The organism is Micromonospora sp. NPDC050980 (assembly GCF_040653835.1).
Classification (GTDB): domain Bacteria; phylum Actinomycetota; class Actinomycetes; order Mycobacteriales; family Micromonosporaceae; genus Micromonospora.
In genome coordinates this window covers 14,367-39,589 of the sequence record NZ_JBFAGS010000006.1, presented here as the reverse complement: position 1 = coordinate 39,589, position 25,223 = coordinate 14,367, and the positions used below count along the sequence as shown (strand labels likewise).

Here is a 25,223-nt window from a genome sequence, read left to right as displayed (position 1 = left end):
TCCGGCCACGTCCGGGGGCCCGGCCCGCCCGCCGTGGACGTGCCGGCCGCCGGACGCCGGTAAGCTGGCCGGCCGTGAGCACAACCGGATCGCCGCCCACGGTCGCCGACGTGGTGGCCGCCCTGGACCGCCGCTACCCGCCCGCCTGGGCCGAGGAGTGGGACCGGGTCGGTCTGGTGCTGGGCGAGCCCGACCACCCGGTGCGCCGGGTCGGCTGCGTGGTCGACGTGGTCCCGGAGACGGTCCAGGAGGCGCTGGCCGCCGGCGTCGACCTGATCGTCGCGCACCACCCGCTGCTGTTGCGCGGCGTCTCCTCGGTGGCCGCCACCACGTACAAGGGCCGCATCGTGCACCGGCTGATCAAGGCCGACATGGCTTTGTACGTGGCGCACACCAACGCCGACGTGGCCGCGCCGGGCGTGTCCGACGCCCTGGCCGCCCGGTTCGGGCTGACCGGGCTGCGCCCGCTGCACCCGCCCCGCCCCGGGTCACCCGCCGACGGCCCCGGCCGGGGCATCGGCCGGGTCGGCGAGCTGCCCGCCCCGATGACCCTGGCCGAGCTGACCCGGCTGGCCGCCGCCGTGCTCCCGGTCACCGCCTGGGGTGTTCGCGCCGCCGGGGATCCCGGGCGTATGGTTCGTACCCTCGCCGTCAGCGGCGGCTCGGGGGACGGCTTCCTCGCCGCGGCGACCGCGGCCGGGGTGGACGCGTTCCTCACCGCGGACCTGCGCCACCATCCGGCCGGGGAGCACCTCGCCGCTGGCGGGCCGGCCCTGCTGGACGCCGCCCACTGGGCGACCGAACGACCGTGGCTGGACGACCTGGCCGCCCACCTGGCCCGCGAGTTGGGCGTCGAGACCGTGGTGTCCGACCTGGACACCGACCCCTGGACCGTGCACGCCGCCGCGCCCCGACCGGACGACAAGGAGCCCCGACCGTGAAGGCTGACCCGAAGGTGCAGCGTCGCCTGCTCGACCTGCAGGCGATCGACACCACGCTCGCCCAGCTCGCGCACCGCCGCCGGAGCCTGCCGGAGCGGGCCGAGCTGGAGGCGCTCGCGCGCGAGCTGTCGGCGCTGGAGGACGAGCGGGTCCGCGCCCAGGTGGCCGTCGACGACCTGGACCGGGACATCGCCCGGCTGGAGAAGGACGTCGACCAGGTGCGGGCCCGCAAGAGCAAGGACGAGGCGCGGCTGGCCTCGGGCAACGGCCCGGCGCGGGAGCTGGAGGCGCTTCAGCACGAGCTGGTCTCGCTCAACCGCCGGCAGAGCGACCTGGAGGACGCCGAGCTGGAGGTGATGGAGCAGCGGGAGACGGCGCAGGGCGTGCTGGACGGCATCGAGGGGCGGATCGCCGAGGCGCGGGAGCGCCGGGGCGCGGCCGAGCAGCGCCGCGACGACGCGCTCGCCGAGATCGCCAAGGAGGAGGACTTCAAGCGCACCTCACGCCGTCCGCTCGCCGACGACCTGCCGACGGATCTGGTCACCCTCTACGACAAGATCCGGGAGGACACCGGCCTGGGCGCCGCGCTGCTCACCGGCGGTCGCTGCGGCGGTTGCCGGCTGGAGCTGTCCGGCGCGGACCTGGCCCGGATCCGCAAGGCGGACCCGGACGACGTGGTCCGCTGTGAGGAGTGCCGCCGGATCATGGTCCGGACCAACGAGTCGGGACTGTAGCCGTCGTGGCGGTGCGCGCGGTCGTGATCGAGGCCGACGGCGGCTCCCGGGGCAATCCGGGCCCGGCCGGCTACGGCGCGGTGGTCCGGGACCCGGAGACCGGTGAGGTGCTGGCCGAGCGTTCGGCCGGGATCGGCACGGCGACGAACAACGTCGCGGAGTACCGCGGCCTGATCGCCGGGCTGGAGGCCGCCGCCGAGCTGGGCGCCGCCGAGGTCGAGGCGCGGATGGACTCCAAGCTGGTGGTCGAGCAGATGTGCGGGCGCTGGCAGATCAAGCACCCGGGGCTGCGCCCGCTGGCCGCCCAGGCCGCCGAGCTGGTCGGCCGCTTCGCCGCCGTCCGGTTCACCTGGATTCCGCGGGAGCGCAACAAGCACGCCGACGCGCTGGCCAACGCCGCCATGGACGCCGCGGCGGGCCGGGCCCCGACGGCGCCGCGCGCGGCGGCGCCCGCACGCGAGGTCGCCGGCCCCGACTCGCCGGCTCGCGCCGCCGCCCGCGAGGTGGCCGCCCGCGCCGCCACCGCGAAGGCCACCGGCACCGACCCGGCCACCACCCCCGCGTCGTGGGAGCCCCGCCCGACCGAGGAGGGCACCCGGCTGATCCTGGTGCGGCACGGGGAGAGCGAGCGCACCGTGCAGAAGCGCTACTCCGGTCGCGGCGACGTGCCGCTGACCGCGCGGGGCCGGGCCCAGGCCCGGGCCACCGCCGCCCGGGTGGCCGAGCTGGCGCCGTCCGTCGCGGCCGTGGTCAGCTCGCCGCTGTCCCGGTGCACGGCCACCGCCGAGGCGATCGCCCCGCTGGTCGGAAACCCGCCGGTACGCACCGACGACGACCTGATCGAGTGCGACTTCGGTGTGTGGGAGGGGCGCACGTTCGCCGAGGTGCGCGACGGCTGGCCGGGTGAGCTGGACGCCTGGCTCGCCTCCACCCGCGTCGCCCCGCCGCGGGGTGAGTCGTTCACGGCGGTCGCCGCGCGTACCGGCCGGGGGGTGGACCGGCTGCGGTCGGCGTACCCCGGGGAGACCGTGGTGGTCGTCTCGCACGTCTCGCCGATCAAGCTGGTGCTGCGCGACGCGCTGGCCGCCGGCGACGCGTTCCTGCATCGGCTCTACCTGGACACCGCGGGCGTCTCGGTGCTCGACCTGTACCCGGACGGCGGCGTCGCGGTCCGTTCGGTGAACGACACCGCTCACCTCGGCGACCTCTGATCACCGGGCCCGCGACTCGCGGCCCGGCGCGCCCACTGCCGTGTCCCACGCGTGTTCCTGCGGCGGTGACGCGCGGGCCGTCGCGGCGGCGAGCCCGCCGGCCGTTCGGCGCAGCCGGGCCGCCGTTCGGCGCATCGACGTCCGCCGGTTGAACGTGACCGGGCTCACAGGGTCGTAGCCTCCGGCCGTCACATGGCCCGCTACGACTTCCCGGAGGGTGTCACATGGCCGCACCGGAACCGGAGGCGCCGGAGACGGCGCGTTCCCGGGCGAAGGACAAGAGTCCCTGGAACTGGCTGCTGCTCATCCCGATCGTGGTGCCGCTGATCCCGGTGTTCTACAACGCCGACTCGCCGCGCCTGTTCGGGTTCCCGCGCTTCTACTGGCTGCAACTGGCCTGGATCCTGCTCGGCGTCGCCACCACCACGCTGGTCTACCAGATGACCAAGAAGAAGCGGGGTGAGCGGTGAGCGCGAGGAGTGAGCCGGGCCTGCGAGCCCCGCAGTCGCGAACGAAGGAGGCACAGTGATGTGGCGCGACCACCTCACCGAGATCATCGTCTTCTCGCTGCTGTTCCTGCTGGTCAGCGCCATGGGCTTCGTGGCGGCCCGGTGGCGCCGGCCGCAGGACATGGCCCACCTCGACGAGTGGGGGCTGGGCGGGCGCAGCTTCGGCGGCTGGATCACCTGGTTCCTGGTCGGCGGTGACCTCTACACCGCGTACACGTTCGTCGCGGTGCCGGCACTGATCTTCGGGGCCGGCGCGGCCGGTTTCTTCGCCGTGCCCTACACGATCGTCATCTACCCGCTGGTGTTCCTGGTGCTGTGCCGGCTCTGGTCGGTGTCGCACCGGCACGGCTTCGTCACCCCGGCCGACTTCGTCCGCAACCGGTTCGGCTCGCCGGTCCTGGCGCTGCTGGTCGCGATCACCGGCATCGTCGCCACCATGCCGTACATCGCGTTGCAGTTGGTCGGCATCGAGGCGGTGCTGAAGACCATGGGCGTCACCGGGGAGAGCGCGGCGGCCCGACACCTGCCGATCATCATCGCGTTCGCGATCCTGGCCGCCTACACCTACCAGTCCGGGCTGCGCGCGCCGGCGCTCATCGCGTTCGTCAAGGACTCGCTGATCTACGTGGTGATCCTGGTGGCGGTCGTCTACCTGCCGTACAAGCTGGGTGGTTGGGGTTCGATCTTCGACGCCGCGGACGCGAAGTTCACCGCCTCACCCAACCCGAACGACGGCATCCTGCTCAACGCCAACAACCAGCTCCAGTACGTGACGTTGGCATTCGGTTCGGCCCTGGCGCTGTTCCTCTACCCGCACAGCATCACCGGTGTGCTGGCCAGCCGGAACCGGGACGTGATCAAGCGGAACATGTCCGCGCTGCCGGCGTACAGCCTGCTGCTCGGGTTGATCGCGCTGCTCGGCTACATGGCCATCGCGGCGAACGTGAAGCCGCTGCCCGGCGCGAAGGAGGGCAGCGTCGACGGCAACACGGTGGTGCCGTTGCTGTTCGACCAGCAGTTCCCGGACTGGTTCGCGGGCGTCGCGTACGCGGCGATCGGCATCGGCGCGCTGGTGCCGGCGGCGATCATGTCGATCGCGGCGGCGAACCTGTTCACCCGCAACATCTACAAGGAGTACCTGAAGCGGGACGCCACCCCGGGGCAGGAGGCGAACGTCTCGAAGATCACCTCCCTGGTGGTGAAGGTCGGCGCGGTGGCCTGCATCGTCTTCCTCGACCCGCAGTTCTCCATCGACCTCCAGCTCATCGGCGGGGTGATCATCCTGCAGACGTTGCCGGCGGTGGCGCTGGGCCTCTACACCCGCTGGTTCCACCGGGGCGCGCTGATCGCCGGCTGGGCGGCCGGCATGGGCCTGGGCATGTGGATGCTCTACCAGATCGGCAACCCGGCGACCGGCAAGAAGCACTTCGCCGGCTCGGCGTTCCCACTGTCGGAGTTCGGCTTCGACACCACCAGGACGATCTACGTGGGCATCGTGGCGGTGCTGGTGAACCTGGTGGTGGCCGCGCTGGTCACGCTGGCGCTGCGGGCCGCGAAGGTGGCCGACGGGCCGGACGGCACCACGCCGGACGACTACTTCGCCGACGAGGGCGACCCGCGCGTCGACGCCACCGCCGCCACCGCCGCCCGCGAGCCGGTCGCGTGAAAGGAGGGGCCCCCTGTTAACGCATTCTGCATAACAGGGGGCCCCTCTTAACGCACCGCGTCAGCGGCGACGGTTGCGGGCGTCGAGCGCCTCGTTGAGGCGGTGCAGCAGGTTCGCGAGCGTGTCCCGGTCGGCGGTGGACCAGCCGGACAGCATCTCGCCGTAGAGCCGGGTGCGGGCGGCCCGCACGGCCGCCATCCGCTGGAGCCCGGCCGCCGTCGCCGAGATCACCGTGCCGCGCCCGTCGGCCGGGTCGGGGGTACGCGCGATCAGGCCGTCGCGCTGGAGCGCGGAGACCTGCCGGGTGACCGTGGAGCCGTCCAGGTTGAGCCGGGCGGCGAGCGCCGAGACGTTCTGCGGGCCGGCCACGTCGAGGTGCCGCAGGATCACGTACGCGGCCCGGTCGAGCAGCCGGTGCTCCATGGTGCCGGTGCCGCGCCGGGTGGCCTCGCCCAGTCGCATCAGCAACGCGACCTCGGTCTCGATCCGGCCGAGGGTGATCTCGTCGGGGTGGGCGTCGTCGCTCATAGCTGTATGATACAAGGAAACTGCCTGTACGATACAGCTATCTGGGAGGTTGCGGAGTGGATCGGCGATCCGAGCCCAACCGCAGTGCCATCTACGCCACCACGCTCGTGGCGTTCCTCGCCATCGCCGGCATCGCCGTCGTGGACCCCATCCTGCCCGCCATCGGCGCGGCCATCGGCGTCACCGCCTGGCAGGTCGAACTGCTCTTCACCGCGTACATCGCGGTGATGGCCGTCGGCATGATCCCGGCCACCCTGGCCAGCGGCCGGTTCGGCTTCAAACCGGTGCTCGTCACCGGCGTCTCGGTGGTCGGCCTGGCCGCCATACTCGCCTCGTTCAGCAACGACATCGTCCAGCTCTCCGTGCTGCGCGGCGTCTGGGGGCTGGGCAACGCGATGTTCTTCGCCACCGCTATGGTGGTGCTGGTCAACCTCGCCCTCGACCGGGAATGGGTGGTCGGCCTCTTCGAAACCGCGCTCGGCCTCGGCTTCGCCATCGGCCCGCTGATCGGCGGCCTGCTCGGCGAGGTGAGCTGGCGGCTGCCGTTCTTCGTCTGCGGCGTCTTCATGGTGCTCGCGCTCGGCGTCGCCGCCCGCAAGCTCCGCGAACCCACCACCACACAACCACCGGTACGGGTCGGCCAGATCTTCGCCACCTACCGCAAACCGGCGTTCATCACCCTCTGCGTGGTCACCGCCGCCTACAACTTCGTCTTCTTCGTGGTGCTCGGCTACACGCCGCTGTTCCTGCGCCTCGACGTCATCCCGCTCGGCCTGGCGTTCACCGGCTGGGGCCTCGGCCTCGCCGCCGGCATCCTGCTCATCGGGCACCGCCTGGCACACCGGATCGGCGCGGTGCAGACCGTCGGCGTGGCCGTCGCCGGCCTGCTCGTCTGCATGGTCCTGTTCGCCACCAGCGCCGGCACCGCCATGTCGCTCGCCGTGCTCGTCGTCGCCGGCCTGTTCATGGGTCTGGCCAACGCCAACCTGACCGACCTGGCCCTCGGCCTCGGCTCCGCCGACCGGCGCGTCGCCACCGGCGCGTTCAACCTGGTCCGCTGGGGCGCCGCCGCGCCCGCGCCGATCATCTCCGGCAAGCTCGCCGAACACGGCCTGGCGCTGCCGTTCTGGGTCGGCTTCGGGGTGCTCGCCGTCGGCGTGCTCGTCTATCTCGCCTTCGGCCACCTGATGGCCGCCGGCTACGGCGAACGGGTGATCTGGAACCGGGCCGCCCGCACCGCCGAGCACGCCCCCGAGGAGCCGGTGGGCGAGGCGTACTGACCGGTCAGGTCAGCGCGCGCCACAGCAGGTAGAGGCCGATCGTCGTGCCGAACAGCACGATGACCGTCTTCAACACCACCGCCGGCAGCCGGCGGGCCAGCCGGGCGCCCGCGTACCCCCCGAGGAGGGTGGCCGGCGCGACCACCGCGACGGCCACCCACTGCACCGGGCCGAACAGCGCGAACACGACAAGCGTGGTCAACCCCACCACGGCCGACAGCAGGTTCTTCACCGCCGTGACCCGGGCCAGCGTCGCGTCCAGCGCCAGGGCCAGCCCGGCCACCAGCATCACCCCGAGCGCCGCACCGAAATAGCCGCCGTACACCGTGCCGAGCCCGACCATGACCTGCACGGTGACGGTACGGCGGCGCGGGCTCATCCGCGCCGGATGGCCCACCAGCCGACGCAGCGGATCCTGGAACGCCAACACCGCCGTCGCGCCCAGCACCAGGAACGGCACCACCAGCTCGAACGCCCGGGCCGGCGTGGCCAGCAACAGCACGCAACCGACCACCGTGCCCACCGCGGCCGTCGGCAGCAGCGACCACAGCGCCCGCCCGCGCGGCAGGTCCACCCGGCTGCCCGCCACGCTCGCCAGGTAGCCCGGGAAGACCGCCACCGAGTTCGACACGTTGGCCGCCACCGGCGGCAGACCCGTCGCGATCAGCGCCGGGAACGTGATCAGCGAACCGCCGCCGGCGACCGCGTTCACCGTCCCCGCGGCGAGGCCGGCGACGACCAGCAGCGCGACGTCGGAGATATCCATGATCTCCCGAGGCTAGTACGCCCTCGGCCGGGTCGCCCGCCCGGTCGCGGTCGGTTCCGGGTCCGGTCCCGCCGGTTCGGGAAAGTGGCGGTGTCGACGGCCCCGGAATGCCGCCACCTCGGCGAACTCGCGGCTCGCGCCCGACCCGGGGCGGAAATGCGCGTGCCGGGCCCGTCGTTAGGATGGGGGCGCGACGGACGAGTCGACCGGGCGGTCGCGTCGGCGGGCCCCGGCCCGCCGCCGAGGAACGTCCGGACTCCACAGGGCAGGGTGGTTGCTAACGGCAACCCGGGGTGACCCGCGGGACAGTGCCACAGAAAACAGACCGCCGGCCCGTACACGGGACGGTAAGGGTGAAACGGTGGGGTAAGAGCCCACCAGCACCCCGGGTGACCGGGGTGGCTCGGTAAACCCCACCCGGAGCAAGGCCAAGAAAGGGCCGTCACCGCAAGATGACGACCCGCGCAGACGCTTGAGGGCGGCCCGCCCGATGTCTGCGGGTAGGCCGCTGGAGCCTGCCGGCGACGGCAGGCCTAGATGGATGGCCGCCGCCGGCGCGCCTTCGGGCGTGCCGGGCACAGAATCCGGCGTACAGGTCGACTCGTCCGTCGCCCACCAGCCCAGCCGCCCACACGTGGTGGCTGGCCTGCTGTTTCTTCGCTTGCTATCGGTCATCGTCGGTCACCTTTGGTAGGCCTTCGACGGCCGAGCGACGGCCCAGGGACGGCCCACCTGACCATTGGCTGGCGGAGTGCATCGCCTGGCTACTCGGCCGGGCCGTGCCCAGTTTCTCGGCGGTCGGCTACAACTCCACGATCGTTGCCATCGCGGCGGCGGCGGCGATCGCGATGGTGATCGGGACCACGCTGCGCGGGTACTTCCACGCGCAGAACGCGAGTCCGAAGACGACGACCGCGAACAAAACCCAGGTCGCCTTTACGGTAATGTACATCTGCGTACACTGCCTCCTGCGGCCACCGGCCGCTCCCGCATGGTGGGCACCGGGCCACTTTGCCTGGATCGCCTCGTAAACTAGCTGTCAACTTTACACTGACTTGCAGGAGAGTATGCGGCCGGGGGTGGCATGGTCAAGAAGGGATGGCATGAATACGGCAGGCGGAGACCCGCGCGGCGGAGCGGAGCGAAGATTCTTCGCGGCAATGAACGACCTCTACCTCCAGGCCGGGCGGCCGAGCAGCAGGGCTATCGCTACGGCAATTGGTGGCATAAGTCACACAACGGTAAACTCGGTTACGAAAGGGACAAAGATCCCATCTTGGCCAATAACGGTGAAGATCGTCGAACACCTTAAGGGGGACGTCGAGCTTTTCCGCCAACTCTGGGTTGAGACACGGGAGCGCGTTGACATCGAATCGCCCGGGCCGAGGGCAGAGGTGTCCGTGTTCGTGTCCTACGCGCGGGTTGATGACGAAGCAACACACGGCCGCATTACCCAGCTGATCAACGATATCGCCAACACATATCACAGCCTGACCGGCCAAGTGGTCGGTGTGTTTAAGGATACCGATTCGATAGCGCCCGGCGAAAACTGGAAGGACAGGATCCGTCTTGGCCTGTCATCCTCGTCCGTATTTCTCGCCTTTGTGTCGCCGGCCTACTTGCGTAGCGCGGCATGCCGCGAGGAGCTTAGTGAATTCATCGGGTTCTTGAACGCCAACTCTAGTATTCGGCTAGTCATTCCGCTCGTCTTCGCCAAGTTGGACCGCATTGAGCGATCGTTTTCCGATGACGACCTGTGGAAACAACTATCCGTGCGAAACAGGGTCGACATCTCGGGACTGCGCACGGCGGAAATTGGATCTGCGTCATGGCTCGGGGTGGTCGAGGAGATCAGCGATCGAATCGACGAAGTCCTCGCTACCGCTGTCGCCTTGACCGAAGGTGCGGAGGAGTCTGCCGCGACGCCGGCTGAGGATGAGGATGAGGGTGAGGGTGAGGGTGAGGGTGAGGGTGAGGGTGAGGGTGGTTACCTCTTTGATCGCCTAGCCGAGGCGGAAGAAAGGCTCCCGGAGATCACAAGCGACATGGAGGAGTTTTCATTGCTCATCGAGGAGCTTGGCAGCCGGACGGAGGCGGCCTCGCCTCGCATGCAAAGGGCCAACACCTTTGGTCAGAAGTTGGCTGTCTCAAGGAGCTTGGCCGAGGTGTTGACGCCGATTGCAGATGATATGCAGGTCAGGGCTGACCGCATTCACAGCAATTTCAAGGAGTGGGGATTCCTGGTTAACTATCTATTTGAGAGAGTGAAGGCGGACCCGGACACCATGGAAGACGAGGATGGTATCGCTTTTCTAAGTACAATTCGGGAATTGTCGGAGTCCGGCATAGATTCTCTCTCCCACGTCGAAGGCCTCAGTGCATCGGTAGAGGGCGTGTTGGGATTTTCGAAAACGCTCGATATTCCGTTGAAGAAGATTCAAGCTGCTTGCCTCCGAATGGCTGCCCTTCGCGGTTTGCTCGCTGGCTGGCTTGACGAGGTCAAGGCCCTAGAAAGCGTTTCTCCTGCGCTATTGGAGCACCGTAACTAATTCGGCTCCCACTCAGTCCAAAGCCGCCATCCCGATGCTCCTATGAATGTCAAGTTCCGTCGGCCGCCGTGCTCAGCAGCGCCCTCGACGGTTTCGACGACTGCCAGTTCACCCTCTGCGCGACGACGGTCGCCTGGCCGCATGCCGCAGCCGTCGTCGACTACCACGCCACCGAGGGCCGCTCCTGGCGCCTCCGGCTCTCCCGGGCAGGCGCGCAGGTCGCCCACCTCACGCCCGCTGCCGGCGAGGACATCGGTACGCCCGACGCCTCCGCCCAGGGCACGGCCAGTGACCTGGTCCTGTTCTTCTACGGCCGCATACCGTTGGAGTCGTTGAAGTTCGAAGGCGACCGTCGGGTATTCGATCAGCTCGCGGCCTGGGACCCGTCCGTGTGACACCGACGACACGCGATCGCAGCACCTGCGGGTTGGTGGTGGCGGATGTGCTGTCCTTGAGCTGGTCCCCGTGCGGTCAGTAGAGGATGGCGTCGCGCCGGGCGCGCAGCGCGTCGACGATCTCGCCGGGTGCCCGGTCGGGTGATCCGGCCTGGTAGGGCGGCCGGGGCTCGTACTCGTGTGCGAGCTGGATGGTATGGGCGACGGCGTCGCCGGCGATCCGTCCGGCGAGGGTGAACGCCATGTCCAGGCCGGCGGAGACGCCGGCCGCCGTGAGGTATTTTCCGTCGGCGACGACGCGTTCGGCGACCGGGGTGGCGCCCAGCGGCGCCAGTTGGTCGTGGGCCAGCCAGTGGGTGGTGGCCCGCCGGCCGGTGAGGAGGCCCGCGCCGGCGAGCAGGAGCGATCCGGTGCACACCGATGCGGTCCAGGTGCTGTGTTCGTCGGCGGCGCGTAGCCATTGGCGCACCGGACCATCGATCATCTGGGCGTGCCAGCCCGGCCCGCCGGGCACCACGACGACGTCCGGTTTCGGTACGTCGGCCAGCGCGGCGGTGGCGGTGAGGTGCAGGCTGCCCACCTCGTTGACGACCGGGCCCGGGCGATGCGCGACGAACACGGTTTCGGCGCCGGGCAGGTGGGACAGCACGTCGTAGGGTCCGACGGCGTCGAGGGCGGTGAACCGTTCGAAGAGAAGGATGGCGATCTGCATCTGGCTCCTTCCGGCCCAACCAAGACGTGGACAGTGTCTACCACGGTCCCGTAGACAATGTCTATTGCGTCGTCCATCGGGCGATCGTGGAGACGGTGTCGCAGGGCGGCGGGTTATTCGTTTGTCCCCGGCGGGGCCCGCGCCCTACCGTCCGGCCATGGCTCTTCGGGAGGAACAGGCCCGCGACCGGAAACGCGTCGGCGCGTTGCACCGCGAGGCGTTCGGGGGCCAGCACGGTGAGGTCGTGGCGCGCCTGGTGGAAGACCTGCGCCGCGACGACCCCGCCGCGTTGTCGCTGGTGGCCGACGAGGCGGGCGAGGTCGTGGGGCACGTGATGTTCAGCCGGTGCCGGCTGGACGCGCCCCGCCGGCTCGTCGACGTGGTGTCGCTGAGCCCGCTCGCCGTCGGCCCGCACCGGCAGCGTCGCGGCATCGGTCGCGCGCTCGTCCGGCAAGGGCTGCAGGAGCTTGACGTACGCGGCGTGCCGCTGGTGTTCCTGGAGGGCGACCCCCGGTACTACTCCCGGCTCGGCTTCGGCCCGGCGGAGGCGCAGGGTTTCCGCAGGCCGTCGCTGCGCATTCCCGACGCCGCCTTCCAGGTGGTGACGTTGCCGGCGTACGAGCCGTGGATGACCGGCACGTTCGTCTACTCGGACACCTTCTGGCGGCACGACTGCGTCGGTCTGCGTGACCAGGCCGGATGAGCCGGCCGCGCCGTACCCGGAAAGGGGCCGGCGCGACCGGCGGCGCGTCAGGGCGCGGTGGGGGTGACGCCGTCGAGCAGGTCGGCGAGGTGGGCGGCGGTGGTCGGGGCGTGCAGGTGCAGGCGGGCCACGTTGATGCTGTCCGTGCCGACCACGGCGAGCAGCGCCTGCCGGCTGACCGCGTAGACGCTGAGGTAGCCGTGCTCGTTGCGGACCGTGGACTGCTGGAAGTCGCCCTGCCCGAGCCGGGACCCGACCTGGCGGCCCAGCCCGAACATGGTCGCGGCCAGCGCCGCGAGGTCGTCCGGGCTGGCGTCGTTCTGCAGGTTGTGCGTGATCAGCAGGCCGTCGACGCCGCCGAGCACGCAGCCGTGCACGCCGGGGATCTGCAGCCGCAGCGCGGACAGTTCCTGCCCGATCGCCGGGTACGGCAGCGCCGGGTTGCCGGCCAGCGACGGCGGCAGCGCTCGCGGCGGTGGCAGGGTGCCGGCCCTGGCCGGCGTACGGCGGGGGAGATTGTCCACCCGGCTCACAGCTCCAGGCTCTCCTCGATCGCGCGCAACTGGTGGCGGGCCATCGCCAGGTTGGCCCGGCTCTTGCTCACCATCAGGTAGAGGAACAGGCCCTTGCCGGTGCTGTTGCTCAACGGCCGGATCAGATGGTATTGGCTGCCCAGCGTGATGAGGATGTCCTCGATCTCGTCGTCGAGCTTCAGCATCTCGATGGTCCGCAGCTTGGCCCGGACCACGTCGGTGTTGCCGGCGGCGGCGACGGTCAGGTCGATCTCACCGGTGCCGCCGGCCACGCCGAGAGTCATGCCACTTGTGTAGTCGACGAGCGCGGCGCCGATCGCGCCGTCGATGTCCATCGCGCTCTTCAACGCGACGTCGAGGTTGCCCACGGTGTTCTCCCCAGGGATCGGCCGGGTGGGCCGGCCGCCGCTCGGGTGTCTGCGGGCTGACAGCCGGCGCCTCCCGCGAATATGCTCCGTCGAGGCTTGCACAGCAATGTGCAGCCTGCACGTTGGTGGCCGGTGATCCACCTGGGTAGCTCCGCCCGCCCGTCCGTCAGTCCCGTAAGTGGGACTCGCCGACCGATGGTCGATTGTGGAGCCGCCTGCTAAGCGGATCCGGTCGGCACATCTCCAGCCGGTAGTCGACGTCGAGCAGCTCCCGAGCGCGGACCCGATCGATCTCCGCCGGCTCGCCGGCGTCGCGCAGCGAGTCCAACACCTGGCGGCGGAAGCCGTAGGTGCTCTCGGCGCTGCTCGCCGAGCCCGACGCGCCGCGCTACGGCCTCGACCTGATGCGGCTCACCGGCCTGCCCAGCGGGACGCTCTACCCGGTGCTGCACCGCCTCCGGTCGGCGGCCTGGCTCGCCGCCGACTGGGAGGACGTCGACCCGGTCGCCGCCGGCCGACCGGCCCGCCGCTACTACCGCCTCACCGGCGAGGGGATCCGCGCCGCCCGGCTGGCCCTGGCCGAGGTGCGTGCCCTCGCGCCCGCCGAACGGCTCGACCGGGGCGGCGTCGGACCGGCCGGGGCGAGGGCGTGGTGACCGGCCGCTCTCCTGCTGCGCGTGGCGGTGCCGATCGCCCGCGCCGGTGCCCTGTTGAGGCACGCGCCGCCGGCTCGCGACTCTTCCGCCATTCCCCGCCGTAACCGCCCCGATCAGGTCTAATGTGGAGGAGGCGGCGACTATTTGTGGCGTTCCGGTGGCGGCCGGGCGATTCCCGGTGCACAGTGATCGCATGAGCGACGACGGAAGTGGTGGGCACTACTACTGGTGCACGCGACACCACCGGGTCGAGACCGATGCCGACGTGTGTCCCGCGAAGCACGTTCTCGGACCGTACGCCTCAGCCGCCGACGCGGAGAACGCCCTGCAGAAGGTGCAGGAGCGTAACGAAGCGTGGGATGCCGAGGACGCCCGTTGGGCCGGGGAGGGCCGATAGACGGCGCGGGACGGACCGCGTCGAGGTGATCCGTGCTCCGCGAGGGCGGCAGCACGTCCCCAGAAAGGGAACCGAGATGGCCGTAGCACAGCAGGCCACCCGCCCGGCCGCGAAACGGACAACCGCGCGGAAGAGCGCCGCGGGCAGTACGACGGTCACCAAGGCGTCGCCGAACGCCTCCGGCGCCGGCGCCGGGCGAACACCCGCCCGGAAGGCGGTCGCGAAGAAGGCGGCCAGCAAGAAGGTCGTGTCGGCGGCGCGTAAGGCGCCGGCCTCCAGGACCACCGCCAAGAGCGCGCCGGCCAAGAAGACCACCGCGAAGAAGACCACCGCGAAGAAGACGGCGGCGAAGAAGGCCCCGGCCAGGAAGACCACGACGGCCGCGAAGAAGACCACCGCCGCGAAGAAGGCCCCGGCGAAGAAGACGACCGCCGCGCGGAAGACCACAGCGGCCAAGAAGGCCCCGGCGAAGAAGACCACCGCCAGGAAGACCACGGCGGCGAAGAAGACCACCCCCGCTACCCGTCCCACGGCCGGTAAGGCGGCGGCCAAGAAGGCGCCCGCCCGCAAGACCACCACCGCGAAGAAGACCACGGCGGCCAAGAAGGCGCCGGCGCGCAAGACGACCACCACCGCCCGAAAGACCACCGCGCGCAAGGCGCCGGCCCGCCGGCCCTCCGCCTGACCACCGCCCGCCGGGCGCGGCACCGCTCAGGAGCAGAAGAGCGCCCGCGACACCGATGAGCGGAACGTGCGGAGCACTGTCAGGATTGACCGCGTGGTGATCCGACGCGTACTGGCGCCCCGCATCGACTTCGGCGCGCTGCGCCGCGAGCTGGGACTTCCCGAGAGCTTCCCGGCCGCGGCGCAGCGCGAGGCCGACGCCGCGGCCGTCGCGCCGCTGCCGGCCGTCGCCGACCGGACCGACATCCCGTTCGTCACCGTCGATCCGGCGACCTCGCGCGACCTCGACCAGGCCATGCACCTCACCCGCCGGCCCGGCGGGGGCTACCGCGTCCGGTACGCGATCGCGGACGTGCTCACCCACGTACTCCCGGGGGGTGAGCTGGAGGCGGAGACGTGGCGGCGGGGCCAGACGGTCTACCTGCCCGACGGCAACGTGCCGCTGCACCCGCACACGCTCAGTGAGGGAGCGGCGAGCCTGCTGCCCGACGCCGACCGGGCCGCCGTGCTCTGGACCATCGACCTGGACGCCGACGGCGACACGGTCGCGGTCGGCCTGGAGCGGGCCCGGGTGCGCAGTCGGGCCAAGCTCGACTACGGCGGGGTGCAGCGCGACGCCGACGCCGGCCGCCTGCCCGAGCCGATCGCCCTGCTGCCGGAGATCGGCGCGCTGCTCACCGCGCGCGGGCTGCGCCGGGGCGCGATCAACCTGCCGCTGCCGGAGCAGGACGTCGAGCCCGACGGCGACGGGTGGCGGCTGGTGCTGCGCGGCCCCGCGGCGATGGAGGAGCACAACGCCCAGATCTCGCTGCTCACCGGCATGGCCGCCGCCGACATCATGCTCGCCGGCGGGATCGGCCTGCTGCGGACCATGCCTCCTCCCCGCCCGGAGGCGGTCGAGCGGCTGCGGCTGGCCGCCGGCCCGCTCGGCGTGCCCTGGCCGCGGGGCGCCTCGGTCGGTCAGGTGCTCGTCGGGCTGGACGCGTCGCGACCCCGCGCCGCCGCCTTCGTCGACCAGGCCGCCGAGCTGATGCGCGGAGCCGCGTACACGGCGTTCGACGGCGCGGCGCCCGAGCAGCCGGAGCACGGCGGGGTGGCCGCCGCGTACGCGCACGTCACCGCGCCGCTGCGCCGGCTCGCCGACCGGTACGCCACCGAGGCGTGCCTGGCCCTGCACGAGGGGCGGGAGGTGCCCGCGCACGTGCGGGACGCGTTGCCGAAGTTGCCGGAGGTGATGGCGACGACCGACCGTACCGCCGGCGCGGCCACCCGGGGCGCGATCGAGCTGGCCGAGGCGGTGCTGCTGGCGCACCGGGTGGGGGAGACCTTCGAGGCGGCGGTGCTGGACGTGGACGAGCCTCGCCCGGCGGGCAACGGCCGGGCCGGCCGGCCGCCCGGCGGCACCGTCGCGCTGGACGAGCCGCCGGTGCGGGCCCGCTGCACCGGCGAGCTGCCGCTCGGCGAGCGGGTCCGGGTCCGGCTGACCGTCGCCGACCCGGCCGAACGCAAGGTCGCCTTCGAGCGCGCCTGACCAGGCGCGGGGATTCTCACAGCGCCTCGACGCGCCGGGTGGCGGCCGGCTTTGCGAGGATGACCGCATGGCTTACGACGCGACCACGCTGCCCGACGTCTCCGGGCTCACCGTCGGCATCATCGGTGGCACCGGCGACCAGGGCCGGGGCCTCGCCTACCGGTTCGCCCGGGCCGGGCAGACCGTGCTGATCGGCTCCCGCGCCGCCGACCGGGCCGCGGAGGCCGCCGCCGAGATCGCCGCCCTGCCGGGCGTGCCGGCCGGCGCCCCGGTCTCCGGCGCGGGCAACGAGGAGGTCGCCCGCCGCAGCGACGTGGTCGTCGTCGCGGTGCCGTGGGACGGGCACGAGGCCACCGTCGCCGCGCTGGCCGGGCCGCTGGCCGGCAAGATCGTCGTGGACTGCGTCAACCCGCTGGGCTTCGACAAGCACGGCCCGTACGCGCTGACCGTGGCCGAGGGCAGCGCCGTGCAGCAGGCCGCCGCGCTGCTGCCCGAGTCGCGGGTCTGCGCCGCCTTCAACCACGTCAGCGCGCCGCTGCTGGCCGACCCGGAGGTCGACCGGATCGATCTCGACGTGCTGATCTGCACCGAGGACCGGGACCTCGTCGGCGTGATCGCCGCGCTGGCCGCCCGGATCCCCGGCATGCGTGGCATCTATGCCGGCCGGCTGCGCAACGCCCACCAGATCGAGGCGTTCACCGCCAACCTGATCGCGATCAACAAGCGCTACAAGGCGCACGCCGGCATCCGGGTCACCGATCTCTGAGCGTCGGTTGTTAAGAAGGGGCCCCTGCTCGACGCCAGGCGTTGAGAAGGGGCCCCTCCTTACCCCTCAGAAGGTGTGTTCGGGGGCGGGGAAGTCGCCGCCGCGCACCTCGTCGGCGAACCGCCGCGTGGCGTCGGTCAACGCGCCGGCCAGGTCGGCGTAGCGCTTCACGAAACGCGGCGCCCGGCCGGTGCGCAGCCCGGCCATGTCCTGCCAGACCAGCACCTGACCGTCGGTGTCCGGGCCGGCGCCGATGCCGACGGTGGGGATGGGCAGCTCACCGGTGATCCGCTTGGCCACCTCGCCGGGCACCATCTCCAGCACCACCGCGAACGCGCCCGCCTCGGCCACCGCCCGGGCGTCGGCGAGCACCTCCTCGGCGGTGTCGCCCCGGCCCTGCACCCGGTAGCCGCCCAGCGTGTGCTCGCTCTGCGGGGTGAAACCGACGTGCGCCATCACCGGGATGCCGGCGCCGACGATCGCCTCGATCTGCGCGGCGCAGCGCCGGCCGCCCTCCAGCTTCACCGCGTGGCAGCCGCCCTCCTTCATGAACCGCACCGCGGTGCGCAGCGCCTGCGCCGGCCCTTCCTCGTAGGAGCCGAACGGCAGGTCGCCGACGATCAGCGAGTGCGTCGTGGCCCGCACCACGGCGCGGACCAGCGGCAGCAACTCCTCGGCGGTCACCGGCAGCGTGGTCTCGTAACCGAAGACGTTGTTCGCCGCCGAGTCGCCGACCAGCAGCACCGGGATGCCCGCCCGGTCGAAGATGGCGGCGGTGTACTGGTCGTACGAGGTGAGCATGGCCCACCGCTCGCCGCGCTCCTTGGCGGCGATCAGGTCGCGGGTGCGGATCCGCCGGGTGGCCGGCCCGCCGTACAGGGCGGTCACCTCGGTCGGGGTGGACTCCACCATGACAATCTCCCTTCCTCGAGGCCGCGCACGCGGTCCCCGGGTCCCCGCGATCGTCGCACCGCCCGACCGGCCGCCGGCAGGTCGGAGTGGAGGAATTCACTCCCGCCGAGGCGCTCAGCCGTCCTCGCGCCAGCGGTTGGTGATCGGCAGCCGCCGGTCCCGGCCGAACGCCTTCATGGAGATCTTGGTGCCGGGCGCGGACTGCCGCCGCTTGTACTCGGCGGTATCCACCATCCGCAGCACCTTGTCCACCACCGCCGGGTCGTGGCCGGACTCGATCAGGCCGTCGCGGCCCAGGTCGCCGTCGACGTAGCCGATCAGGATCGGGTCGAGCACGTCGTAGTCGGGCAGCGTGTCGCTGTCGAGCTGGCCCGGGCTCAGCTCGGCCGACGGCGGCTTGCCGATCGAGTTCTCCGGGATCGGCGGGGTCTCCCCGCGCCGGGCCGCGTCCGCGTTGCGCCACTTCGCCAGCCGCCAGACAAGCGTCTTCCACACGTCCTTGACCGGGTTGTAGCCGCCCACCGAGTCGCCGTAGAGCGTCGAGTAGCCCACCGCCAGCTCGCTCTTGTTGCCGGTGGTGAGCACCAGGTGGCCCTCCTGGTTCGACAGCGCCATCAGGATCACGCCGCGCACCCGGGCCTGGAGGTTCTCCACCGCCACGCCGGACAGCGACATGTTGGCCAGGAACGTGTCGACCATCGGCTGGATCGGCTCGACGCGGTAGTCGAGGCCGGTCCGCTTGGCCAGGTCCTCGGCGTCGGTGCGGGAGTGCTCGGAGGAGTGCTGGCTGGGCATCGAGACGCCGACCACCCGCTGCGGGCCGAGCGCGTCCACCGCGAGCGCCGCCGCCACCGCCGAGTCGATGCCGCCGGAGAGGCCGAGCACCACCGACGGGAACCGGTTCTTGTCGGCGTAGTCGCGCAGGCCCAACACCAGCGCCTGCCACACCTCGGCCTCGTCGGCGACCGGCTCGATGATCCCGCCGGCCGCCGCCGGGCCCTCGGGCGCGGGCGGGACCGCCGACACCTCGTGGCGGACCAGCCGCATCCCGTCGGCCAGGTCGGTCGCGCCGCCGGTCGCCTCCGGGGCCGCCGGCAGCGCCACGTCGTGCACCAGCAGGTGCTCGACGAACTGCGGCGCCCGGGCCAGCAGCGTGCCGTCGGCGTCGACGATCAGCGAGTCGCCGTCGTAGACCAGCTCGTCCTGCCCGCCGACCATGTTCACGTACGCGATCGCCGCGCCCGCCTCGGCGGCGCGCCGGCGCACCAGCGGCAGCCGCGCGTCGTCCTTGTTCAGCTCGTACGGCGAACCGTTGATGCTGAGCACCAGCCCCACGCCGGCCTGCCGGGCCACCGCGAACGGGCCGCCGGCCTGCCACAGGTCCTCGCAGATGGTCAGCGCCACGTCCACCCCGCCGATCCGCACCACGGTCAGCGTGTCCCCGGGGACGAAGTAGCGGTCCTCGTCGAACACCCCGTAGTTGGGCAGGTGGTGCTTGAAGTAGGTGGCGACCACCTCGCCGCGGTGCAGCAGCGCCGCCGCGTTGCGGGCCCCCCGGCCCGGTTCGGCGTCTGCGCTGACCTGCGGCGGCCCGTCCGCGTCCAGGTAGCCGACCAGGACCGGCAGGTCACCGAGGCCGTCGCCGGCCAGGTCGGCGGCGAGCCGGTGCACCGCGGCCCGGGACGCGGCGACGAACGACCGGCGGAAGACCAGATCCTCGACCGGGTAGCCGGTCACCATCAGCTCGGGGAAGAGGGCGAGCTGGGCGCCGGAGTCGGCGGCCTTGCGGGTCCACGCGCGGACCCGGTCGGCGTTTCCGGCGAGGTCGCCGACCGTCGGGTTGACCTGGCACAGGGCGAGACGCAGGGTGGGCATGTCCCCATCTTTCCCCAGCCGTCCCGCCCGAATCAGGCCGGCCGGGGGAGAGGTGGGCCACCGTCCCCGGGCGTCTCCGAGGGCGGGACACGGCAGGACGACCCGCCGGGGAAGGGCGTAACGTCGGCGTAACGAGGCCGGTGGAGACTGAGCGGTCAGCCGGGCCGGCCCGACCGGTGCAGGACGTACGTGTCACGAGGGGTGGATGTGGACCGTCAGCAGGAGTTCGTCCTCCGTACGCTGGAGGAGCGGGACATCCGTTTCGTCCGGCTGTGGTTCACCGACGTGCTCGGCACGCTGAAGAGCGTCTCGGTGGCCCCGGCGGAGCTGGAGGCGGCCTTCGAGGAGGGCATCGGCTTCGACGGGTCCGCGATCGAGGGCTTCGCCCGGGTCTTCGAGTCGGACATGGTGGCCATGCCCGACCCGACCACGTTCCAGGTGTTCCCGTTCGAGGGCGGGGTGAGCGGCGAGAGCGCCCGGATGTTCTGCGACATCCTGCTGCCCGACGGCAGCCCCTCCTGGGCCGACCCGCGGCACGTGCTGCGCCGGATGCTCTCCCGCGCCGCCGACAAGGGCTTCACGTTCTACACCCACCCGGAGATCGAGTTCTTCCTGCTGGAGAACGGCCCGCAGGACGGCTCGGTGCCGGTCCCGGTGGACACCGGCGGCTACTTCGAGCACACCACGCACGCGGTGGCCCGCGACTTCCGCCGCCAGGCGGTGCTGGCGCTGGAGCGGATCGGCATCTCGGTGGAGTTCAGCCACCACGAGGTCGCCCCCGGCCAGCAGGAGATCGACCTGCGCTACGCCGACGCGCTCACCACCGCCGACAACATCATGACGTTCCGGCACGTGGTGAAGGAGGTGGCGCTCTCCACCGGGGTGCAGGCCAGCTTCATGCCGAAGCCGTTCACCGACCAGCCGGGCAGCGGCATGCACACCCACCTGTCGCTGTTCGAGGGGGAGCGCAACGCGTTCCACGACGCCGGCGACCCGATGAAGCTGTCCAAGGTCGCCAAGTCGTTCATCGCCGGGCTGCTCACCCACGCCCGGGAATACACCGCGGTGACCAATCAGTGGGTCAACTCCTACAAGCGGCTGTTCCCGCAGGCGCTGCCGGACCGGATCACCGAGAGCCCGGCGTACGTCTGCTGGGGTCACCTGAACCGGTCCGCGCTGGTCCGCGTGCCGGCCTACGGCAAGCCGAACTCGGCCCGGGTCGAGGTGCGGTCGCTGGACTCGGCGACCAACCCCTACCTGGCGTTCGCGGTCATGCTCGGCGCCGGCCTCAAGGGCATCGAGGAGGGCTACGAGCTGCCCCCGGGCGCCGAGGACGACGTCTGGTCGTTGAGCAGCGCCGAGCGCCGCGCCATGGGCTACGAGGCACTGCCGGAGAACCTGTCCGAGGCGATCGACGTGATGGCCGGCTCGGAGTTGGTCGCCGACGTGCTCGGCGAGCACGTCTTCGACTTCTTCCTGCGCAACAAGCGGGCCGAGTGGGAGCAGTACCGCCGCGAGGTCACCCCCTACGAGCGGCAGCACTACCTGTCGCTCTAGGCGCGTCCGCTGGCCGAGCCGGTGACCCGGGAGCTGCGCCCCGACGACCTCGACCTCCCGGTCGACCGGGTGCGCCCGCTGACCCTGGTCTGAAACCCGACAGCGCTTCCGTTTCCGATGGGGGAGGCTGGCGGGTCCGCCGTCGCCGGGGAGGAACGCGCGTGCCCGACACGCTCAGTTACGCCGATGCCATCCGCCTGCTCGGCGGCGAAAAGAGCAATGTCGTCGACTGGTTCGACAAGCTGACCGGCGGGGCGCTGCTGGCCGCGTCGGTGCCGGTGCCGGCGCTGCTCGGCATCTTCGACGCGAAGGCGGAGTTCGTCCGGCTCGGTCACGAACTGGTGCGCGGCGCGTCCGAGAAGCGTTCCGGGCTGTCCCGCTACGGGCGGACGCGGCGGCTGGAGGCGGCGCACGCGGTGATCGCGGTGACCGCCTTCTTCAAGGCGCTGAACGAGATCGACCTTCCGTTCGCCGTCGGGAAGGCCCGCATCACCCGGGCCGAACAGTTGACGCTGGCCGGGGCCGGGGTGGCGCACGGCGACGACCTCGTCGATCGTCTCTTCGCCATCCCCGCGCCGCTGCCCGGTCCGCACCTTCCGTATCCCGCGCTCCGCGAGTCACTCGTCGGCTACTACGAAGGGATGCTCCGGCCGCTGGTGCACTTCCTGGACGGACTCGCCGACCTGAGCGGGATCCGGTTAAGTCCGGCGACCCACCGGGCGCTGCGGGGGCTGCCCACGGTCGCCGCCGACCGGCACCGGGAGCTGTTCACCCGGCTGGCCGTCGACTTCCCGGAGGTGTCGCTCTGGCTCGGCCTGCACGAGCACGAGGCGACCCGCACGGAGGTCCGTCGGCTGTCGCTCGGGCTGGCCGACCTGCGGCACGCACTCACCGAGTTCTCCACCGGCCGCACCCCGGACGGGCACCGGGCGGCGCTCGCCGCCGCGTACCGCGCCGAGCTGCGCCGGCCGGTGGTCAACTCCGGCGACGTGCCGGCCGGGCTGACCGTGCCGACGCTCGGTGGGGCGTACGTGCCGCCGCTGTGCCGGATCGCCGCGCTGGACCCGCTCGCGCGGCCCGCCGACGAGACCTGGTGGGCCGAGCAGCCGATCCGGGAGGACCTTTGGCAGTCCCTCGTCGTGCACCTGACCGGGCCCGGCGCGACCCAGGTGCCGCTGCTCGTCCTCGGGCAACCCGGTTCCGGCAAGTCGGTGCTCACCCGGGTCGTCGCCGCCCAACTGCCGGCGGCGGACTTCCTCGTGGTCCGGGTGGTGTTGCGGGAGGTGTACGCGGCCGGTGACGTGCAGGACCAGATCGAGCAGGCGATCCGTAACGACACCGGGGAGCGCCTCGACTGGCCCGGGTTGGCCCGCTCGGCGGGCGACGCCCTGCCGGTGGTGCTGCTGGACGGCTTCGACGAGCTGCTCCAGGCCACCGGCGTCAGCCACAGCGACTACCTGCGCCGGGTGGCGGCCTTCCAGCGTCGCGAGGCGGACCAGGGACGGCCGGTGGCCGTGCTGGTCACCAGCCGCACCAGCGTGGCGGACCGGGCGCAGCCCCCGCCCGGAACGGTGGCCGTGCGGCTGGAGCCGTTCGACGAGCCGCGCGTCGAGTCCTGGGTGCGGACCTGGAATCGGGCAAACGCCGCCGTGTTCCGCGGGCCGGGCGCCCGGCCACTCGACCCGGTCACCGTGTTGTCCCACCGTGAGCTGGCCGAACAGCCGCTGCTGCTGCTGATGCTCGCGCTCTACGACGCCGAGGGCCACGACCTGCGCCAATCCGGAGAGCTGCGCCGCGGCGAGTTGTACGAGCGGTTGTTGCAACGGTTCGCCCGGCGGGAGGTGGCCAAGCATCGCGCGGGACTGCTCGGGCCGGAGCTGGACCGGGCGGTCGACGACGAGTTGCGCCGCCTCGCCGTGGTGGCGTTCGCGATGTTCAACCGGGGCGCCCAGTGGGTCACTGCCGAGGAACTGGGCGCCGACCTGGTGGCGTTGCCCATCGCCGGCGTGGCGGGGGGCCGACCGGACGGTCTGCGGACCCCGCTGCCGGCGGCGGACGTGGTGCTCGGCCGGTTCTTCTTCATCCACCGGGCGCGGGCCGTCGACGAGCAACGGCACCGCGAGACGTACGAGTTCCTGCACGCGACGTTCGGCGAGTTCCTCGTCGCGCGGCTCACCGCGCAGGCGGTGGCCGACACGGTGGCCCGGGAGTCCGCCGCCAGCCTGTCCTGGGGCGGTGAGCCGGTCACCGACGACCTGTTGCACGCGCTGCTGTCGCACGGGGTGCTCAGCAGCCGGGCGACCGTCCTGGGCTTCCTCGACGAGCGACTGTCCGGCTGGGACGAGGCGCAGCGGGGCCGGTCCGCCCAGCTCCTGCTGCGGTTGTTCCGGGGCGCGGCCTACCATGCCGGGCCCCGCCGCTTCGACGGCTACCGGCCCCGGCGCCTGCGGACGGCGGCCCGTCATGCCGCCTACAGCGCCAACCTGCTGCTGCTCGTCCTGTCGGCGGTGGGTCAGGTCACCGGACGCGAGCTGTTCGGGGAAGCTGCCGCCGCGGTGGACGAGTGGCGTGCCCAGGTCGGGCTGTGGCGGTCGCAGCTCGGCGCCGACGACTGGGACGGTCTCGCCGACCTGCTGGCGCTGGAGCGGACCGGAAATGGCCGGGACCGCGACGTCCGGGTCTGGGCGGACGGCCGGTTCACGGTGCCGCCCGCGCCGGACCAGGGCTGGGTGGCGGGTCTGCCGGTAGGCGGTTCGGGCTACCGCCTCCCGGTCGAGCTGCTGGTGCGGCTGCGGCGCGCCGCGCACCTGAGCTGTGACGAGGGCGAGACGCTGCTGATGCACACGGTGGAACCGGTGATCGATCAGCTGCACACCGCGCTCACCACCTTCCAGGTCCCGGCGGACGGCACCGCGCTCTCGGCCGCCCGGGCGCTGCTCACCGCCTGGTTGCTGCCGTTGCGACCGGCGAGTCAGCGGCACCGGCGGGACGTCTACCTGCGCTGCGCACGGTTGACGGCGAGCGCGGCCGGTCTGGTCGAGGACTGGGACCGGGCGGCCTTTCTGCGCCTGCTGCTGGACCGGGTGGCCGAGGACCACGAGGTGTCCCCGGAGGTGGTGGCGGAGGTGCTGCTGGAGTGTCGCGCGACGTTGATGCAGGATCCCGGGGTCTGCACCGCGATGCTTCGGTGCGTCGAACGGGTGGCGGGCGCCGACGAGACGGTGGACGCCCGGCTCGCCATGGTGGTCGGGCAGGTGATCGCCGTGCAGCCCGCCCCGCCCGCCCCGGTCGCCCTGGCGACGTCAAAGATGTTGGCCCGGCTGCGGGAGAAAGGCGTGAACTTCGGGCCACCGACGATGCCGGCCGAGGTCGCCGCCGAGGCCCGCGGGACGCGGCCGGACCGGGTGCTCCGGCGGGAGCCGTCGCCGGGAAACTCGCCCGGCGCGCCGGAGAAACACCGACAGGACGCTGTCATGGACACCCCCGACGCTGGAACCTGACGACGTCGGCCGACCGGCCGGCGCGGCGAGGAGGCAGCATGTCCAGCACGCCCGTGACCTGGTTCGAGATCGGCGCCGACCGTCCGGACGAGGCGCAGCGGTTCTACGCCGACCTGTTCGGCTGGAGCTTCGAGGAGCAGGGTGGCCCGGGTGGCTCCTACCGGCAGACGGCGGCCGGTGGCGAGCGGGGGATCGGCGGCGCGATCCGGGGCACCGACTCCGGCGCCGACAACTACGCGATCTTCTACGCCCAGGTGACCGACGTGGCGGAGACCTGCCGGCGGGCCGAGGCGGCCGGCGGCACGGTGGTGGCACCGCCGGTGACCGCGCCGAGTGGCCTGACCCACGCCCGGCTGCGCGACCCGTCCGGCAACCTGCTCGGCGTCTTCACCCCGCCGGCCGGCGGCTGAGCGCGGTTCGGGCTGCGGTGTTAAGCGGGGCCCCCTGCTA

25 protein-coding genes and 1 other RNA gene are annotated in these 25,223 nt (G+C 72.0%); 18 read left to right on the top strand and 8 right to left on the bottom strand.

The genetic code is table 11. The features are described 5' to 3' along the window. The first annotated feature begins 110 nt into the window (after nucleotides 1-110). The 5 genes from AB0H28_RS11925 to mctP all read left to right on the top strand — a co-directional run bounded on the left by AB0H28_RS11925 (nucleotide 111) and on the right by mctP (nucleotide 5,061). Complete coding sequence (locus AB0H28_RS11925; RefSeq protein ID WP_358038209.1) at nucleotides 111-941, top strand: Nif3-like dinuclear metal center hexameric protein; 831 nt, start codon at nucleotides 111-113, stop codon at nucleotides 939-941. Further along, the gene (locus tag AB0H28_RS11920; RefSeq protein ID WP_358037532.1) at nucleotides 938-1,675 is read left to right on the top strand and encodes a C4-type zinc ribbon domain-containing protein; all 738 of its coding nucleotides are present in this window, start codon (nucleotides 938-940) and stop codon (nucleotides 1,673-1,675) included. The genes AB0H28_RS11925 and AB0H28_RS11920 overlap by 4 nt, the downstream gene beginning before the upstream one ends. A gap of 5 nt (nucleotides 1,676-1,680) precedes the next feature. Continuing rightward, nucleotides 1,681-2,886: a bifunctional RNase H/acid phosphatase gene (locus tag AB0H28_RS11915; RefSeq protein ID WP_358037529.1), complete on the top strand. Its 1,206-nt coding sequence runs from the start codon at nucleotides 1,681-1,683 to the stop codon at nucleotides 2,884-2,886. A gap of 224 nt (nucleotides 2,887-3,110) precedes the next feature. Continuing rightward, complete coding sequence (locus AB0H28_RS11910) at nucleotides 3,111-3,356, top strand: DUF3311 domain-containing protein (RefSeq protein WP_358037526.1); 246 nt, start codon at nucleotides 3,111-3,113, stop codon at nucleotides 3,354-3,356. Between the two features lie 58 nt (nucleotides 3,357-3,414). Then, nucleotides 3,415-5,061: a monocarboxylate uptake permease MctP gene (mctP, locus tag AB0H28_RS11905; RefSeq protein ID WP_358037524.1), complete on the top strand. Its 1,647-nt coding sequence runs from the start codon at nucleotides 3,415-3,417 to the stop codon at nucleotides 5,059-5,061. A gap of 60 nt (nucleotides 5,062-5,121) precedes the next feature. Here the strand turns inward: mctP and AB0H28_RS11900 are convergent, their stop codons facing one another. Then, nucleotides 5,122-5,589, bottom strand: coding sequence for a MarR family transcriptional regulator (locus AB0H28_RS11900; RefSeq protein WP_358037521.1), 468 nt, complete (start codon nucleotides 5,587-5,589; stop codon nucleotides 5,122-5,124). Between the two features lie 56 nt (nucleotides 5,590-5,645). Between AB0H28_RS11900 and AB0H28_RS11895 the strand changes: the two genes are divergently transcribed. Next, a complete protein-coding gene (locus AB0H28_RS11895) occupies nucleotides 5,646-6,869 on the top strand; it encodes an MFS transporter (protein ID WP_358037518.1) in 1,224 nt (407 codons plus the stop codon). Between the two features lie 4 nt (nucleotides 6,870-6,873). Here AB0H28_RS11895 and AB0H28_RS11890 read toward each other — a convergent pair whose 3' ends face one another. Then, a complete protein-coding gene (locus tag AB0H28_RS11890) occupies nucleotides 6,874-7,635 on the bottom strand; it encodes a sulfite exporter TauE/SafE family protein (protein WP_358037515.1) in 762 nt (253 codons plus the stop codon). A gap of 198 nt (nucleotides 7,636-7,833) precedes the next feature. Between AB0H28_RS11890 and rnpB the strand changes: the two genes are divergently transcribed. Continuing rightward, nucleotides 7,834-8,243: RNase P RNA component class A (rnpB, locus tag AB0H28_RS11885), an RNA gene on the top strand. Nucleotides 8,244-8,437: 194 nt separating this feature from the next. Here rnpB and AB0H28_RS11880 read toward each other — a convergent pair. Next, nucleotides 8,438-8,587, bottom strand: a complete 150-nt coding sequence (locus AB0H28_RS11880) for a hypothetical protein (protein ID WP_358037512.1) — start codon at nucleotides 8,585-8,587, stop codon at nucleotides 8,438-8,440. 151 nt (nucleotides 8,588-8,738) lie between these two features. On the opposite strand from AB0H28_RS11880, the gene AB0H28_RS11875 reads away from it, so the two are divergent. Further along, on the top strand, nucleotides 8,739-10,184 hold the full coding sequence (locus tag AB0H28_RS11875) for a toll/interleukin-1 receptor domain-containing protein (protein ID WP_358037509.1): 1,446 nt from the start codon (nucleotides 8,739-8,741) through the stop codon (nucleotides 10,182-10,184). Between the two features lie 68 nt (nucleotides 10,185-10,252). Continuing rightward, nucleotides 10,253-10,579 carry a hypothetical protein gene (locus AB0H28_RS11870; protein ID WP_358037506.1) on the top strand — a complete coding sequence of 109 codons (327 nt, stop codon included), beginning with the start codon at nucleotides 10,253-10,255 and terminating at the stop codon, nucleotides 10,577-10,579. Between the two features lie 76 nt (nucleotides 10,580-10,655). On the opposite strand, the gene AB0H28_RS11865 is transcribed toward AB0H28_RS11870, so the two are convergent. Further along, nucleotides 10,656-11,291: a DJ-1/PfpI family protein gene (locus AB0H28_RS11865; protein WP_358037503.1), complete on the bottom strand. Its 636-nt coding sequence runs from the start codon at nucleotides 11,289-11,291 to the stop codon at nucleotides 10,656-10,658. Nucleotides 11,292-11,448: 157 nt separating this feature from the next. On the opposite strand from AB0H28_RS11865, the gene AB0H28_RS11860 reads away from it, so the two are divergent. After that, on the top strand, nucleotides 11,449-11,994 hold the full coding sequence (locus AB0H28_RS11860; protein WP_358037500.1) for an N-acetyltransferase: 546 nt from the start codon (nucleotides 11,449-11,451) through the stop codon (nucleotides 11,992-11,994). A gap of 47 nt (nucleotides 11,995-12,041) precedes the next feature. Here the strand turns inward: AB0H28_RS11860 and AB0H28_RS11855 are convergent, their stop codons facing one another. Continuing rightward, nucleotides 12,042-12,527, bottom strand: coding sequence for a roadblock/LC7 domain-containing protein (locus tag AB0H28_RS11855; protein ID WP_358037497.1), 486 nt, complete (start codon nucleotides 12,525-12,527; stop codon nucleotides 12,042-12,044). Then, complete coding sequence (locus tag AB0H28_RS11850) at nucleotides 12,524-12,895, bottom strand: hypothetical protein (RefSeq protein WP_358037495.1); 372 nt, start codon at nucleotides 12,893-12,895, stop codon at nucleotides 12,524-12,526. The genes AB0H28_RS11855 and AB0H28_RS11850 overlap by 4 nt, the downstream gene beginning before the upstream one ends. A gap of 350 nt (nucleotides 12,896-13,245) precedes the next feature. Between AB0H28_RS11850 and AB0H28_RS11845 the strand changes: the two genes are divergently transcribed. From AB0H28_RS11845 to npdG, 5 genes are all read left to right on the top strand, one after another. Further along, complete coding sequence (locus AB0H28_RS11845) at nucleotides 13,246-13,551, top strand: PadR family transcriptional regulator (RefSeq protein WP_358037493.1); 306 nt, start codon at nucleotides 13,246-13,248, stop codon at nucleotides 13,549-13,551. A gap of 193 nt (nucleotides 13,552-13,744) precedes the next feature. Beyond that, nucleotides 13,745-13,948 carry a hypothetical protein gene (locus AB0H28_RS11840; RefSeq protein ID WP_181569665.1) on the top strand — a complete coding sequence of 68 codons (204 nt, stop codon included), beginning with the start codon at nucleotides 13,745-13,747 and terminating at the stop codon, nucleotides 13,946-13,948. 76 nt (nucleotides 13,949-14,024) lie between these two features. Beyond that, nucleotides 14,025-14,633 (top strand): histone, encoded by a 609-nt coding sequence (locus tag AB0H28_RS11835; protein ID WP_358037491.1) that lies wholly within the window; start codon nucleotides 14,025-14,027, stop codon nucleotides 14,631-14,633. Nucleotides 14,634-14,726: 93 nt separating this feature from the next. Continuing rightward, on the top strand, nucleotides 14,727-16,163 hold the full coding sequence (locus tag AB0H28_RS11830; protein WP_358037488.1) for an RNB domain-containing ribonuclease: 1,437 nt from the start codon (nucleotides 14,727-14,729) through the stop codon (nucleotides 16,161-16,163). Nucleotides 16,164-16,230: 67 nt separating this feature from the next. Next, nucleotides 16,231-16,929 (top strand): NADPH-dependent F420 reductase, encoded by a 699-nt coding sequence (gene npdG, locus AB0H28_RS11825; RefSeq protein WP_358037485.1) that lies wholly within the window; start codon nucleotides 16,231-16,233, stop codon nucleotides 16,927-16,929. Between the two features lie 66 nt (nucleotides 16,930-16,995). On the opposite strand, the gene panB is transcribed toward npdG, so the two are convergent. Both panB and AB0H28_RS11815 read right to left on the bottom strand, forming a co-directional pair. Then, nucleotides 16,996-17,841 carry a 3-methyl-2-oxobutanoate hydroxymethyltransferase gene (gene panB, locus AB0H28_RS11820; RefSeq protein ID WP_358037482.1) on the bottom strand — a complete coding sequence of 282 codons (846 nt, stop codon included), beginning with the start codon at nucleotides 17,839-17,841 and terminating at the stop codon, nucleotides 16,996-16,998. Nucleotides 17,842-17,955: 114 nt separating this feature from the next. Then, nucleotides 17,956-19,716, bottom strand: a complete 1,761-nt coding sequence (locus AB0H28_RS11815) for an NAD+ synthase (RefSeq protein ID WP_358037480.1) — start codon at nucleotides 19,714-19,716, stop codon at nucleotides 17,956-17,958. A gap of 207 nt (nucleotides 19,717-19,923) precedes the next feature. Between AB0H28_RS11815 and glnA the strand changes: the two genes are divergently transcribed. The 3 genes from glnA (at nucleotide 19,924) to AB0H28_RS11800 (ending at nucleotide 25,183) form a co-directional block, all read left to right on the top strand. Then, complete coding sequence (glnA, locus tag AB0H28_RS11810; RefSeq protein ID WP_091059137.1) at nucleotides 19,924-21,273, top strand: type I glutamate--ammonia ligase; 1,350 nt, start codon at nucleotides 19,924-19,926, stop codon at nucleotides 21,271-21,273. 161 nt (nucleotides 21,274-21,434) lie between these two features. Then, nucleotides 21,435-24,773 (top strand): AAA family ATPase, encoded by a 3,339-nt coding sequence (locus tag AB0H28_RS11805; protein WP_358037476.1) that lies wholly within the window; start codon nucleotides 21,435-21,437, stop codon nucleotides 24,771-24,773. A gap of 38 nt (nucleotides 24,774-24,811) precedes the next feature. Beyond that, nucleotides 24,812-25,183: a VOC family protein gene (locus AB0H28_RS11800; RefSeq protein WP_358037473.1), complete on the top strand. Its 372-nt coding sequence runs from the start codon at nucleotides 24,812-24,814 to the stop codon at nucleotides 25,181-25,183. Nucleotides 25,184-25,223: the final 40 nt, after the last annotated feature.

What these genes read in the sequence shown, in the direction of transcription:
- AB0H28_RS11910 (WP_358037526.1), top strand. Translation starts at nt 3,111, where the DNA reads ATGGCCGCACCGGAACCGGAGGCGCCGGAGACGGCGCGTTCCCGGGCG.
- mctP (WP_358037524.1), top strand. Translation starts at nt 3,415, where the DNA reads ATGTGGCGCGACCACCTCACCGAGATCATCGTCTTCTCGCTGCTGTTC.
- AB0H28_RS11815 (WP_358037480.1), bottom strand. Translation starts at nt 19,716, where the DNA reads ATGCCCACCCTGCGTCTCGCCCTGTGCCAGGTCAACCCGACGGTCGGC.
- AB0H28_RS11860 (WP_358037500.1), top strand. Translation starts at nt 11,449, where the DNA reads ATGGCTCTTCGGGAGGAACAGGCCCGCGACCGGAAACGCGTCGGCGCG.
- npdG (WP_358037485.1), top strand. Translation starts at nt 16,231, where the DNA reads ATGGCTTACGACGCGACCACGCTGCCCGACGTCTCCGGGCTCACCGTC.
- AB0H28_RS11875 (WP_358037509.1), top strand. Translation starts at nt 8,739, where the DNA reads ATGAATACGGCAGGCGGAGACCCGCGCGGCGGAGCGGAGCGAAGATTC.
- AB0H28_RS11800 (WP_358037473.1), top strand. Translation starts at nt 24,812, where the DNA reads ATGTCCAGCACGCCCGTGACCTGGTTCGAGATCGGCGCCGACCGTCCG.
- AB0H28_RS11890 (WP_358037515.1), bottom strand. Translation starts at nt 7,635, where the DNA reads ATGGATATCTCCGACGTCGCGCTGCTGGTCGTCGCCGGCCTCGCCGCG.
- AB0H28_RS11865 (WP_358037503.1), bottom strand. Translation starts at nt 11,291, where the DNA reads ATGCAGATCGCCATCCTTCTCTTCGAACGGTTCACCGCCCTCGACGCC.
- panB (WP_358037482.1), bottom strand. Translation starts at nt 17,841, where the DNA reads ATGGTGGAGTCCACCCCGACCGAGGTGACCGCCCTGTACGGCGGGCCG.
- AB0H28_RS11840 (WP_181569665.1), top strand. Translation starts at nt 13,745, where the DNA reads ATGAGCGACGACGGAAGTGGTGGGCACTACTACTGGTGCACGCGACAC.
- AB0H28_RS11835 (WP_358037491.1), top strand. Translation starts at nt 14,025, where the DNA reads ATGGCCGTAGCACAGCAGGCCACCCGCCCGGCCGCGAAACGGACAACC.
- AB0H28_RS11880 (WP_358037512.1), bottom strand. Translation starts at nt 8,587, where the DNA reads ATGTACATTACCGTAAAGGCGACCTGGGTTTTGTTCGCGGTCGTCGTC.
- AB0H28_RS11900 (WP_358037521.1), bottom strand. Translation starts at nt 5,589, where the DNA reads ATGAGCGACGACGCCCACCCCGACGAGATCACCCTCGGCCGGATCGAG.